The sequence below is a fragment of the Pseudomonas maumuensis genome (assembly GCF_019139675.1).
Taxonomy (GTDB): Bacteria; Pseudomonadota; Gammaproteobacteria; order Pseudomonadales; family Pseudomonadaceae; genus Aquipseudomonas; species Aquipseudomonas maumuensis.
In genome coordinates, this window is record NZ_CP077077.1 from 872,191 (window position 1) to 885,136 (window position 12,946).

A 12,946-nucleotide genomic window follows, 5' to 3' on the forward strand; every position below is an offset into this window, starting at 1 on the left:
TGCCAATCAGTTGCCGTACACCGGCAGCTTCTTGCAGATGGCCTTGACCTTCTCACGCACGGCGTCGATCACCGCTTCGTTGTTCAGGTCGTCCAGGATGTCGCAGATCCAGCCGGCCAGTTCGCGGCACTCGGCTTCCTTGAAGCCACGGGTGGTGACGGCTGGGGTGCCGAAACGCAGGCCCGAAGTGATGAACGGCGAACGTGGGTCGTTCGGTACCGAGTTCTTGTTGACGGTGATGAAGGCCTTGCCCAGGGCGGCATCGGCGTCCTTACCGGAGATTTCCTGCTTGATCAGCGACAGCAGGAACAGGTGGTTCTCGGTGCCGCCGGAGACGACGTCGAAGCCACGCTCGATGAACACGCTGGCCATGGCCTGGGCGTTTTTCACGACCTGCTGCTGGTAGGCCTTGAACTCAGGCTGCAGGGCTTCCTTGAAGCAGATCGCCTTGGCGGCGATGACATGCTCCAGCGGGCCGCCCTGGGCGCCCGGGAAGACCGCGGAGTTCAGCTTCTTCTCGATGTCGGCGTTGGCACGGGCCAGGATCAGGCCGCCACGTGGACCGCGCAGGGTCTTGTGGGTGGTGGTGGTGACCACGTCGGCGAACGGCACAGGGTTCGGGTACACGCCAGCGGCGACCAGACCGGCCACGTGGGCCATGTCGACGAACAGGTAGGCACCGACCTTGTCGGCGATTTCGCGGAAGCGTGGGAAATCCAGCACTTGCGAGTAGGCGGAGAAGCCGGCAACGATCATCTTCGGCTTGTGTTCCAGGGCCAGCGCTTCGACTTCGTCGTAGTCGATCAGGCCGTTGGCGTCGATGCCGTACTGGATGGCGTTGTACAGCTTGCCCGAGGAAGAAACGCTGGCACCGTGGGTCAGGTGGCCGCCGTGGGCCAGGCTCATGCCCAGGATGGTGTCACCGGCCGACAGCAGGGCCAGGTAGACAGCGGCGTTGGCTTGGGAACCAGCGTGCGGCTGGACGTTGGCGTAGTCGGCGCCGAACAGTTCTTTGGCGCGGTCGATGGCCAGTTGCTCGACGACGTCGACGTACTCGCAACCACCGTAGTAGCGCTTGCCTGGGTAGCCTTCGGCGTACTTGTTGGTCAGAACCGAACCCTGGGCCTCCATGACCGCCGGGCTGGTGTAGTTTTCGGAAGCGATCAGCTCGATATGTTCTTCCTGGCGCAGGGCTTCTTGCTGCATGGCTTCGAAGAGCTCGGCGTCGTACTTGGCAATGGTCAAATCACGGCTGAACATGGCGGTCCTCAAGGATCGGGCAGAATTGGGGGAGCATTCTAACCGATTGATTCGCCGCTGGCATATGAAGTGGCATCAAGTCGCGGACCAATGGCCCTCATATTGCAAGCCGCGCCGCGACTGGGCTGGAGTTGACTTCGGGGTCCGCTTTTCCGATGCTGCGCCGTACTCTTGCAGGACCGTGTGACACTCCCGTCACTGGAACATGAACAACGTCTCGTTGCTGAACTGTGCCTCGAACTGGTTGGCCGGCATCGGCCTGCCGAACAGGTAGCCCTGTACCTCGTCGCAGCCATGCTCACGCAGGAATTCGAGCTGCTCGTGGGTCTCCACGCCCTCGGCGATCACCGCCAGGTTGAGGCTGTGGGCCATGGCGATGATCGCCCGGGCGATCTGCGCGTCCTGCTCGCCTTCGGGCAGGCCGTCGACGAAGGTGCGGTCGATCTTCAGCACGTCGATGGGGAACTGCTTGAGGTAGTTGAGCGACGAGTAGCCGGTGCCGAAGTCGTCGACCGCGATGCTCAGGCCCAGGTTCTTCAGGCTGTCGAGGATCTGCATGGCCTCGTTGACCTCACGCATCAGGATGCTTTCGGTCAGCTCCAGCTCCAGGCACGCCGGCGGCAGCCCGGTTTCGTCGAGGATGGTGGCGATACGCGTGCCCAGCTGGCCGTCGGAGAACTGCCGGGCGGAGATGTTCACCGACACCTTGGGCACACGCACTTTCTGCTGGTGCCAGGCCTTGAGCTGGCGGCAGGCCTCGCGCAGTACCCAGTCGCCGACGTCGACCACCAGGCCCAGTTCCTCGATCACCGGGATGAAGTCGCCCGGCGGCACCAGGCCGCGGGTCGGGTGGCGCCAGCGCAGCAGCGCCTCGGCGCCGGTCAGGCGCTTGCCGTCGCCGCTGAACTGCGGCTGGTAGTAGAGGATGAACTCGTTCTGCTCCAGGGCATGGCGCAGGTCGCTTTCCAGCTCCAGGCGCTCCAGGGCGCTGGCGTTCATGTCCGCCTGGTAGAACTGGAAGTTGTTCTTGCCGCGTTCCTTGGCGTGGTACATCGCCGTGTCGGCGTTCTTCATCAGCTGGCTGAGCTCGCTGCCGTCTTGCGGGCTCAGGGCGATGCCGATACTGGCGGTGACGAAGAATTCGCGGTTTTCCAGGACGAACGGGGTGACCAGCCCGTCTAGGATGTTCTCGGCGACATGGATGGCGCGGTTGAGCGCCTGTTCGCGGCTGGCCTTGGGCTGCAGCAGCAGGGTGAACTCGTCGCCGCCCATGCGTGCCACGGTGTCGTCGTCGTCGACGCAGGCCAGCAGGCGCTCGGCCATGTCCTTGAGCATACGGTCACCCGCCGCATGGCCGAGGGAGTCGTTGATCGGCTTGAAGCGGTCGAGGTCGAGGAACATCAGCACCACCCAGGCCTTCTGCCGCTCGGCCTGTTGCAGGGCGGTATACAGGCGGTCCTGGAACAATGTGCGGTTGGGCAGGTGGGTGAGGGCGTCGTAGTAGGCCAGGCGATGGATGCGCTGCTCGCTGGCCTTGCGTTCGCTGATGTCGGTGAAGAAGCATACGTAGCTGGCCAGGTCGCCTTCGTCGTCGAGCACCGCGGTAATGCCCACCCAGGCCGGGTAGTGCTCGCCGTTGCGCCGTTTCAGCCAGACTTCGCCTTCCCAGCTGCCGCGCTGGCTCAGTTGCTTGAGCACGTAGCCTTGCTGGGCGTTCTGTTGCTGCTCGACGGTAAGCATGCCGGGGAGCTGGTCGAGCACCTCGGCCACGGCATAGCCGCTGACGCGGGTGAACGCTTCGTTGGCCTGGACGATATAGCCGGCCGGGTCGGTGATGAGGATTGCCGAGGTGGAGTGCTCGAACACGGTCGCGGCCATGCGCAGGTCTTTTTCGGCACGGCGTTGCTGGCTGATGTCGCGGCCCACGCCGAGCACCCCCTCGAAGCGCTCGTGTTCGTCCCACACCAGCACCAGGCGCAGCTCGATGGGGATCTTGCGGCCGTCGGCGCGCAGGCAGTCGAACAGGAACAACTGCGTGGGCAGGGTGCTGCGCAACTGGGCCAGCTGGGTGCTGTCGTCCAGTACCTTGCTGACGCGCTCGAGCAGGTTGTAGACCCCGCTGAGCTGGGCCGGGTTGGCAATGATCGACTGCCAGCCGTTGGCGAAGATCCAGTCGGCCTGGTAGCCCAGCACCGCTTGCACCGACGGGCTGACATAGTTGAGTTGCAGTTGGCTGTCGGTGGAGAAGATCACGTCGCTGATGCTCTCGGCGAGCATGCGGTAGCGCTGTTCGCTGTCGCGCAGCGACTCGCTGGCCTCGATCTGCACGGTGACATCCTTGCCCACGCCGATGATGCGGGTGACCAGGCCTTCGCTGTCGCGGGTCAGCACCTGTTCGCGGATGTCGTAGCAACGCCAGCTGCCGTCGCGGTGGCGGAAGCGCAGCTGGCAGTGCAGCGACTGGCCATAGCCGGTGTCTCGCTGTTGTTGGCGCAAGGCGCGGTAGTGCTCGGCGTCGCCGGGGTGCAGGAGCATCTCCCAGAAGCGGTCGCCCATCTGCGCCAGCTCCGCGCGGTCGTAACCCAGGGTCTGGCCGAGGTGGCGGTTGCTGAAGATCATCCGCTGGCTGTTCACATCCTGCACATAGAGCTGGTCGGGCACGGTGCGCACCACGTCCGACCAGAAACCCTCGCGTTCGAGCAGCGACAGCTCCACCTGCTTGCGGCTGGTGATGTCGCTGATGCTCAGGATCACTGCCTGGTAGTCGCGGCGCTGCTGCGGCAGGCGGGCCATCAGCCACAAGTGCAGTTCGCCGCCCAGCGGGGCCGGCAGGCGCACCTCCAGCTCAAGCTGCGGACGCTCTTCGATCAATGCGTCGAGCAACTGCATGCCGATACTGTCGCGGCCGTCGCCGCTGCCATCGATCAGGCGCTGCCAGGCGCCTTCGTGGCAGTCGACGTTGAGCAGTTGGCGAGCCACCTGGTTGATCTCGGTGATCTTCAGTTCCGCCAGGAGCGTGCGGCGCAGCTTGGTGTCCAGGGCCAGGCTCTGCTTCAGTGCGGCGCGGTTGCGCAGGTGGTAGCGGTCGAGCTGCCCCGGCAGGCTGGAGAGATCGAGCACGCACAGGGCCACGCCGGTGCCCTCGAAGATTTCCTGATAGCGCCGACGGTCTTCCTGCAAGGCGCGTTGGCGGCGGCGCATGTTGATCAGCGCCAGCACCGGCAACAGCGCGCAGAACAGCACCAGTACGCATTTGCCGAGCAGCGCCGGCAACAGCCGGTCACGGGCCAGGCCGGCATCGAACAGGCCACGCAGTTGCCAGGTGCTGTTGTCGATGAAGGCAAGCATCACGCTTTGCAGAGGCTCTTCGCTGGTCTGCCGGTGCCTGTGGCGCTCGATGACCACGCCGCTGCGGCTGTTTTCCAGCAGCCACAGGGGGTGTGTGGGGCCGTCAAGGTGACGGGTCAGTTCCTGATAGTAGTCCGGGCTCAGGCGTAGCAGCCAGTATCCGCGGTCTTGTTCGGTCGGTTGGCGCAGCAGCAGGTAAAGCCGTTGATTGTCGGCATCGTTGCCATAGAAGAACGCCCGGCCCTGGTTCAATTGCAGGAGGTCGTCAATCAGCTGACGGTCCGGGGTGCCGTTCAGGGTGTCGCTGCGCACCTGCCCGGCGGCATCCAGCCAGGCCAGGTCGCGCAGCGCCGGCAGACGGGCCTGCAAGGTGGTGAGCAGGGTCGGCAGAGCGACGGGCGCCGGAGGTTTGACGTACGGCTGGACTAGGTTCAGCGATTGCTGGGCCTTCAGCGCCATGTTCAGGCCCAGATGGTCGGCCAGTTCGGCACTGGTGGCCAGGCTCTGCTGGCGCAGGTCGGCCTGGGTATGGCGGAACTGGGCGAACAGTTGCCACAACAGCAAACCCAGCAGAATCAGGGCGAGCAGGGCCAGCGCCCCCTTGAGCGAGCCACGCAGGTGTGCGCCGGCCGTGGAATCGGCAGGACGCAGGGATGACGGTTGCGTGAGATTGGTCAAGCGTTGGGTCCTGCGATTGGGCTGGCGATGGCAGGGGTTGCGTTCTCGCGGCATGCACGGCCCGTGCCGTGGTTGCTGGCGCACTATAAGACGCCCACGGGAAGCCGACTAGCATGCCTTCAAATATGGCAAAGTGCCAGTCCGTGTGTCCGATGCCACCTGGCAGTTGGTCATGCCGGTTCGGCAAGTCCCTGCAACCTGTGCGAGAATGCCGCCCGCTTCATAGTCAACGCATCGGAGATGTACGGTTTTGGTTACCCACTATTCCACCAATGGCCTCGATTCCGCCTGCGGGCGTAGCAGTCAGACGCTGGTCAGCACTGCCGTGGCCGAGGACGTATCCTGCAAGACCTGCCAGCGCTCGCTGGCCAAGCCGGACACGGCTGCCGCCAGTGCCAACAAGACGCCGTCGCTGGCCGAGCTGCGCAAGTCGGCCAAGGCTGCCGCCGAGCCGGTCGCCCAGGTTGCCGCACAACCCACCGCCAAGCCCACTGCCGCGCCTGCCAAGGCCGTGAGCAAGCCGGCAGGCAAACCTGCCCGCAGCGGTGGCTTCAGCGTCAAGTCCGCCTGGGCCGCGCGCCTGGCCGAGCAATCGGACCGTTGCCGCCTGCCGCGTGGCAAGGCCAGGCAGTCGCACGTCTGAGTCCGCGCCAAGCCCGCCCCACCCATTCCGGTGTGGGCGCGGGCTTGCCCCGCGATGGCCCTGCCATCTAGCCATCTGTGCAACGCCGCGACTTGGCGTAGAATGGCCAACTTTGTTCAATGACACCCCGTAATCACATCCCCTGGCCAATGCCGGGGCGCGTGTCTTTACCTATCTGATAGAGGGCTTGGTTTTGGCTCAATACGTCTACACCATGCATCGGCTGAGCAAGGTCGTGCCGCCGAAGCGGGAAATTCTCAAGAATATTTCCCTGTCGTTCTTCCCAGGTGCCAAGATCGGCGTGCTGGGCCTGAACGGCGCGGGTAAGTCGACCCTGCTGCGGATCATGGCGGGCGTCGACAAGGAATTCGACGGCGAAGCCCGTCCGATGCCCGACATCAACGTCGGCTACCTGCCCCAGGAGCCGCAGCTGGACCCAAGCAAGACCGTGCGTGAAGTGGTCGAGGAAGCGGTCAGCGTGATCAAGGACGCCCAGGCCCGCCTGGACGAGGTCTACGCCGCCTACGCCGACCCGGATGCCGACTTCGACAAGCTGGCCGCCGAACAGGCCAAGCTCGAGGCCATCCTGCAGGCCGCCGACGGCCACAACCTCGAGCGCCAGCTGGACGTCGCCGCCGACGCCCTGCGCCTGCCGGCCTGGGAGGCGAAGATCGAGCACCTGTCCGGTGGCGAGAAACGCCGCGTGGCCCTGTGCCGCCTGCTGCTGTCGGCCCCCGACATGCTGCTGCTCGACGAACCGACCAACCACCTGGACGCCGACTCGGTAGCCTGGCTGGAGCGCTTCCTGCACGACTTCCCCGGCACTGTGGTGGCAATCACCCACGACCGTTACTTCCTCGACAACGTCGCCGGCTGGATCCTCGAGCTGGACCGCGGCGCCGGCATCCCGTACGAAGGCAACTACTCGGGCTGGCTGGAAGCCAAGTCGGATCGTCTGGCGCAGGAATCCAAGCAGCAGAGCGCCCACGAGAAGGCCATGAAAGAGGAACTGGAGTGGGTGCGCAAAGGCGCCAAGGCCCGCCAGTCCAAGTCCAAGGCCCGTCTGCAGCGCTTCGAAGAGATGCAGTCGCAGGAATTCCAGAAGCGCAGCGAGACCAACGAGATCTACATCCCGGCCGGCCCGCGCCTGGGCGACAAGGTCATCGAGTTCAAGAACGTCACCAAGGGTTATGGCGATCGCGTGCTGATCGACAACCTGTCGTTCGCCATGCCCAAGGGCGCCATCGTCGGCGTGATCGGTGGTAACGGTGCCGGTAAATCGACCCTGTTCCGCATGCTGATGGGCAAGGAGCAGCCGGACTCGGGCAGCATCGAGATCGGCGAAACCGTGCAGTTGGCCTGCGTCGACCAGAGCCGCGAAGACCTGGACGGCAGCAAGACCGTGTTCCAGCAGATCTCCGACGGCTCCGACCAGATCCGCATCGGCAGCTACGAGATCCCGTCGCGCACCTACGTCGGCCGCTTCAACTTCAAGGGCGGCGACCAGCAGAAGTTCGTCAAGGACCTCTCCGGTGGTGAGCGTGGCCGCCTGCACCTGGCCCTGACCCTGAAGGAGGGCGGCAACGTCCTGCTGCTCGACGAACCGTCCAACGACCTCGACGTCGAAACCCTGCGTTCGCTGGAGGAAGCCCTGCTGGACTTCCCGGGCGCCGCCATCGTGATTTCCCACGACCGTTGGTTCCTGGACCGTGTGGCCACTCACATCCTGGCGTACGAAGACGACTCCAGCGTGGTGTTCTTCGAAGGCAACTACACCGAGTACGAAGCCGATCGCAAGAAGCGCCTGGGCGACGCCGCTGCCCAGCCGCACCGCGTGCGTCACAAGAAACTGGCCCAGTAAGCCGGTTTTCGCTGCACAACGATGGGGCCTCAGGGGCCCCATTTTTGTGCCTGGCTTTCAGGGGTGAGGAGGGCTGCGTGGGAGCGGGCTTGCCCCCGCTATTGCGGCGTTACAGGAGAGCGAGGAGCGGTTTTCTCTCACGAGTACGCTCAGAAAACTTGTATACAGTTATAGAAAGCGCACCAATTAATTTCATAAAAACGACATTGCGCCCTGTTCCAGTGCGATTGGTTCTTGGTACATTCCCGAAAAAACCAAAAACAATCCCTCTCTTGGTGAGATGTCTACCATGATCGAATCTGTCGACGATTTCCTGGCCCGGCTGCAACAGCGCGACCCGGCCCAGCCCGAATTCCACCAGGCCGTGGAGGAGGTCCTGCGTAGCCTGTGGCCTTTCCTCGAAGCCAACCCTCACTACCTGCAGGCAGGCATTCTCGAACGCATGGTCGAACCCGAGCGCGCCGTGCTGTTCCGTGTGTCGTGGGTCGACGACCAGGGCAAGGTCCAGGTCAACCGCGGCTACCGCATCCAGATGAGCAGCGCCATCGGCCCGTACAAGGGCGGCCTGCGTTTCCACCCGTCGGTCAACCTGGGCGTGCTCAAGTTCCTGGCCTTTGAGCAGGTGTTCAAGAACTCGCTGACCTCGCTGCCCATGGGCGGCGGCAAAGGCGGCTCGGACTTCGACCCGAAGGGCAAGAGCGACGCCGAAGTGATGCGCTTCTGCCAGGCGTTCATGAGCGAGCTGTACCGCCACATTGGCGCCGACCTCGACGTGCCGGCGGGTGACATCGGCGTTGGTGCCCGCGAGATCGGCTTCCTGTTCGGCCAGTACAAGCGCCTGGCCAACCAATTCACTTCGGTGCTGACCGGCAAGGGCATGACCTATGGCGGCAGCCTGATCCGCCCGGAGGCCACCGGCTATGGCTGCGTGTACTTCGCCGAAGAGATGCTCAAGCGCCGCGACCAGCGCATCGACGGTCGCCGCGTGGCGATCTCAGGTTCCGGTAACGTCGCCCAGTACGCGGCGCGCAAGGTCATGGACCTGGGCGGCAAGGTGATCTCGCTGTCAGACTCCGAAGGCACCTTGTACGCCGAAGCCGGCCTTACCGATGCCCAGTGGGACGCGGTGATGGAGCTGAAGAACGTCAAGCGCGGCCGTATCAGCGAGCTGGCCGAGCAGTTCGGCCTGGAGTTCCGCAAAGGCCAGACGCCCTGGAGCCTGGCATGCGATATCGCGCTGCCGTGCGCAACGCAGAACGAACTGGGCGCCGAAGATGCCCGTACCCTGTTGCGCAATGGCTGCATCTGCGTTGCCGAAGGGGCCAATATGCCGACCACCCTGGAGGCTGTGGATATCTTCATCGAGGCCGGCATCCTCTACGCACCGGGCAAGGCCTCCAATGCCGGCGGTGTGGCCGTGTCGGGCCTGGAGATGTCGCAGAACGCCATGCGCCTGCTGTGGACGGCCGGGGAGGTGGACAGCAAGCTGCACCACATCATGCAGTCGATCCACCATGCGTGCGTGCATTATGGCGAAGAGGCCGATGGCAGCATCAACTACGTCAAGGGCGCCAATATCGCCGGCTTTGTGAAGGTGGCTGACGCCATGCTGGCCCAGGGCGTGGTCTGATTGGATAAATTGGGGTCGCTCCGCGCGGCCCCAGTGATTTCAATGCTCACCCAGAATGGCCAGCACCTCGATCATCTGATCCCCCGCCGGTCGTCGCCACAGCACTTCATCCCCAGGCCCGGCCCCCAAAAGCGCCCGCCCCAGCGGCGAGCCCCAGTTGACCAACCCCTGGGCGGCATCGGCCTGATCCTCGCCCACCAGTTGCACCTGATGCTCCTGGTCATGCTCATCGACGAACCGCACCAGGCTGCCGATCTGCACCTTTTCCGTGGACGTTGCAGCAGGTACCACCTGCGCGCTCTGTACCCGGGCGGTGAAGTAGCGCAGGTCACGCTCGGTATCGGCCAGACGCTGCTTGTCGGCATCGCCCTCGGCCTGCAGCTCGGCGCGCAATGCATTGAGCGCAGTTACCCGTTGCTGCAACTGCGCCAGGCCGCTGGCGGTGACATAGTTGGGCTGGTCGCTGACCAGGCGCTCGACCGGCTGGCTGGCCTGGGCGGCGGCCTGGTCTTCATTGACGAATGCTCGGCTCATGGTTGGCCTCCTTGTGCTGGAGACCATGGTGGCAGGCTGCGGGTTTCAACAGTTGTCCATTTACGACGTCAGTTGCGGCGGTAGGCACGGGCCGCACCCTGGTCTTTCTCCTGCTGCCAGTCGCGGTCACGCTCGTCCCAATAGCGTTCGCGATACTCGCGCAGGTCTTCGTTGGACTGCATGGCGTGGCACTGGCGAAAGCCATCGTCCCAGCCGCTTTCGTACTGGCGGTTGTGCAGGTAGCGCGGGACATCCTTGCGAAAGTCGCCGGCCATCAGCCCGGCGGCCTGGCGACCGCTGCTGCAACCGTCCTGGAAACCGTCGGCGTAGGCGGGCGGGTAGCCCTGGTTGACCATCTGTTCATGGGTGGTTTCGCAACCCGCCAGCATCAAGAAAAACAAGGCTAAACAGTACCGCGACATGACCACAGGACCCTCGGATTCATACCGCAAAGTCTAGGTCGGGAATTGTTGGCCCGATGTCAAAACGCTGTCGAAGGATTGCACCGGGACTGGGGCCGCAAAGCGGCCCAGGTGCTCAGTACTGATACCACTTCAACTCCAGCATCACCTCGTTCTGCGCCGTGGCCAGGTGGCTGAACTGGCGTGAAGCACTCAATCGCAAGCCCAGGTCGCGACTGATCTCCCATTGCTGGTTCAGGCTCACGCTGCGCCGCACTTCGCCGTTGGTGAAAAAATCACCCTTTGCCTCCAGCGTCAGGTTGCCCAGCGGGTTGCGCCACAACAGCCCGCCGTTGAACCCGGCGGCGGGCGAAATGAACTCGGCGAAATCGTTGTGATGCTCGACCCGCACCGTGCCCAGGGCAAAACCCAGCAGGTCGTCACTCAGTTGCCAGGTACCGCCGGCGCCGCCGTTGACATGGCTGACCAGCACCTCGTCTTCGTGCTTGCCCGGCACGCGTTCCAGGCCGCCGGCGACCTGCCACGACCATGGTTTTAGCAGTTCGTTGCGCGGTGTCAGCGAGCGGATGGTGGCCAGGTCCAGGCGCTGTACCTGCCAATCGTTGCCCTCGTACTGGCGCAGCTTGAGCTGCAGGATCTCGATCTGCGCGCCGAGGGGGAAACTGTCCATGTTGTCGTTGAGGTCGTGGTAGGCCATGCGCAGGCCATACTCGGCGTAGGCGCGGTCCTCACGGGTACCCACCCCCAGTTGCCAGGTGCGCGACTGGTGGCCGTCCTCCGGCAGGCCGGGCCGCTCGATCTGTAGTGGCGGCGGCGGGTTGCGGTTGATCGCCCTGAGCAGTTCATAGCTGCGGCCGGCCTGGGCTGGGTCGCGTTCCTGGCCATTGGCGCGGTAGCGCTCCAGCCGGTAGGCGGCGTCCTGTACCAGCGCCTGGCGGTCGCGGGGCAGGGCGGTGAAGGAGGGGCTTTGCAGCTGCGCGGTATCGGCGCTGATGGCCAGCACCTGCTGTTTTTCCTCGTGATCCAGCGGTTCGGCACGGGCCAGCAGTTCACGCTCGCGGGACGGGCGGTAGCGCACGTCCGCCACCAGCCCGGACTGCTTGACCGCCTTCACGGTGTCGGTAGGGATGGCGGTCAGCGGGAATTGCGAGGTCAGGTCCAGGCTGGGGCGTGCCACCTGCAACAGCTCCAGCAGGCGATAGGAGCAGTTCTCGTCGAAGAAGAAATAGTCGAACTTGATCTGCTTGAGCTCCCACACGTGCTCGACCATACGCCCGGTCTCTTCCGGGGTCAGGTCCAGCTGGTACTCCCACAGGTCGCGGTTTTCCAGGCTGCGGTACTCGGACAGCTTTTCCTGGTAGGGCATCATCGCGAACAGCCCGGGATAGCCACCCATCAGGCCTTTCCAGGCATAGAGGATGCTGTTGTCGCTGCCCTCGATGTAGGCGCCGAAATTGATCGCGTAGCTCAGCAGCGTGGTGTCGTCACGCCGGGTATTGGACTGGTCGATGCGCAGCAGCGTATGGCCGAACATCGACGACGGGCTGTTGAGATAGGCCGCCGGGAAGATCAGCGCCGCGCTGTGCGGGTCGATCGATTTGTACCAGGTATCGAATTCCTGGCAGGCCGGGCTAGGCAGGTCGGTGAGGGCCAACTGTTCGCGCAGCCAGCGGGTGCGTGCCGGGAACACGCACTGGGCGTGCTTGTCGCCCAGGCTGGCCGGGGCATACAGCGCGGCGACCGTAGCCTGCAGCTCCTGCTCCGGGTGATGCGCGCCATCCTCGGCGAGAAAGAAGCGCGGGTCGTCCACATAGCTGCGCCAACCGCCAAGCTTGGCGGTCTCGTAGTGTCCCAGGGCGATCCAGTAGGGCGTGGCCGCCAACTGCTGGACGCGGGCCGGGTCTGGTTGTGGGGCGGCATGAAGCGGTGCGCTGACGATCAGCGCCAGGGGAACGAGGCGTTTGAGCATGTCGGGCAACTACTTCCTGATGATGCCGAAAGGTGAAGCGCCAAACCCGCCCCGCTGCCGGGGCGGGAGGCGTGGAACTCAAGCCTCGGTGGCGTACTTGGCCAGTTGCGGGTCGCTCTTGAGCACCGCCAGGGTGTTGGAGTGGACAGTCTCGGCAGTCACGTCGGCGCTGCTGAAGATCTGCTGGAAGTGCTCGTGGGTGACGGCGGCGAAATGCGCGCGGTCTTCAGGCGCCACACCAAGGACCACGGCATAGGTGGTCAGGGCTTCGCCCTGGCCCTGGGCCATGTCTTCGGAGAGCTCGTTCATCATGCCGTTCATGGCGAACCAGGATTTGCCGCCATAGGTGAGTGCGGCCTTGGTCGAGCAGCCGTTGGTGCCCGAGGTCATGCCGAAGGTTGCGTTGCCGGAGGTGCCGTTGGTGGTGGAGGCCAGGAAGTGGGCCGGCGTGCCGCGCTGGCCCTCGAACAGCAGGTTGCCCCAGCCGCAGTTCGGGCCGCCTGGCGCTTCGGCCATGGCGTTGATCGAGACAGCGGCGAACAGAGTACCCAGAAGAATCCGTTTCATAGCGTTGTTCTCTTTCTCAAGTGACGTACCAATG

At 64.3% G+C, this 12,946-nt stretch carries 8 protein-coding genes and 1 pseudogene; 3 read left to right on the forward strand and 6 right to left on the reverse strand.

Annotated features, from left to right (window positions below; translation table 11 throughout):
- Positions 1 to 6 precede the first annotated feature (6 nt).
- Together glyA and KSS90_RS04055 are read right to left on the reverse strand one after the other, a co-directional pair.
- Positions 7 to 1,260, reverse strand: a complete 1,254-nt coding sequence (glyA, locus tag KSS90_RS04050) for a serine hydroxymethyltransferase (protein ID WP_217868316.1) — start codon at positions 1,258 to 1,260, stop codon at positions 7 to 9.
- A 195-nt stretch (positions 1,261 to 1,455) separates the two neighbouring features.
- Positions 1,456 to 4,440: pseudogene (locus tag KSS90_RS04055) on the reverse strand (sensor domain-containing protein); the annotation flags it as partial.
- A 1,096-nt stretch (positions 4,441 to 5,536) separates the two neighbouring features.
- Here KSS90_RS04055 and KSS90_RS04060 point away from each other — a divergent pair.
- From KSS90_RS04060 to gdhA, 3 genes are all read left to right on the forward strand, one after another.
- Positions 5,537 to 5,929 (forward strand): hypothetical protein, encoded by a 393-nt coding sequence (locus tag KSS90_RS04060; RefSeq protein WP_217868318.1) that lies wholly within the window; start codon positions 5,537 to 5,539, stop codon positions 5,927 to 5,929.
- Positions 5,930 to 6,122: 193 nt separating this feature from the next.
- Positions 6,123 to 7,790: an energy-dependent translational throttle protein EttA gene (ettA, locus tag KSS90_RS04065; RefSeq protein WP_038707327.1), complete on the forward strand. Its 1,668-nt coding sequence runs from the start codon at positions 6,123 to 6,125 to the stop codon at positions 7,788 to 7,790.
- Positions 7,791 to 8,079: 289 nt separating this feature from the next.
- Positions 8,080 to 9,420 (forward strand): NADP-specific glutamate dehydrogenase, encoded by a 1,341-nt coding sequence (gene gdhA, locus KSS90_RS04070; protein ID WP_046857193.1) that lies wholly within the window; start codon positions 8,080 to 8,082, stop codon positions 9,418 to 9,420.
- 39 nt (positions 9,421 to 9,459) lie between these two features.
- Here the strand turns inward: gdhA and KSS90_RS04075 are convergent, their stop codons facing one another.
- From KSS90_RS04075 to KSS90_RS04090, 4 genes are all read right to left on the reverse strand, one after another.
- Positions 9,460 to 9,954, reverse strand: coding sequence for a GreA/GreB family elongation factor (locus tag KSS90_RS04075; RefSeq protein ID WP_217868319.1), 495 nt, complete (start codon positions 9,952 to 9,954; stop codon positions 9,460 to 9,462).
- 68 nt (positions 9,955 to 10,022) lie between these two features.
- Positions 10,023 to 10,376, reverse strand: a complete 354-nt coding sequence (locus KSS90_RS04080; RefSeq protein ID WP_217868320.1) for a hypothetical protein — start codon at positions 10,374 to 10,376, stop codon at positions 10,023 to 10,025.
- A gap of 115 nt (positions 10,377 to 10,491) precedes the next feature.
- Positions 10,492 to 12,345: an Lnb N-terminal periplasmic domain-containing protein gene (locus tag KSS90_RS04085; protein ID WP_217868321.1), complete on the reverse strand. Its 1,854-nt coding sequence runs from the start codon at positions 12,343 to 12,345 to the stop codon at positions 10,492 to 10,494.
- A 78-nt stretch (positions 12,346 to 12,423) separates the two neighbouring features.
- The gene (locus KSS90_RS04090; protein WP_023630569.1) at positions 12,424 to 12,912 is read right to left on the reverse strand and encodes a DUF3015 domain-containing protein; all 489 of its coding nucleotides are present in this window, start codon (positions 12,910 to 12,912) and stop codon (positions 12,424 to 12,426) included.
- Positions 12,913 to 12,946: the final 34 nt, after the last annotated feature.

Coding starts and splice junctions, on each gene's coding strand:
- KSS90_RS04075 (WP_217868319.1), bottom strand. CDS start 9,954: ATGAGCCGAGCATTCGTCAATGAAGACCAGGCCGCCGCCCAGGCCAGC.
- KSS90_RS04080 (WP_217868320.1), bottom strand. CDS start 10,376: ATGTCGCGGTACTGTTTAGCCTTGTTTTTCTTGATGCTGGCGGGTTGC.
- glyA (WP_217868316.1), bottom strand. CDS start 1,260: ATGTTCAGCCGTGATTTGACCATTGCCAAGTACGACGCCGAGCTCTTC.
- gdhA (WP_046857193.1), top strand. CDS start 8,080: ATGATCGAATCTGTCGACGATTTCCTGGCCCGGCTGCAACAGCGCGAC.
- KSS90_RS04085 (WP_217868321.1), bottom strand. CDS start 12,345: ATGCTCAAACGCCTCGTTCCCCTGGCGCTGATCGTCAGCGCACCGCTT.
- KSS90_RS04090 (WP_023630569.1), bottom strand. CDS start 12,912: ATGAAACGGATTCTTCTGGGTACTCTGTTCGCCGCTGTCTCGATCAAC.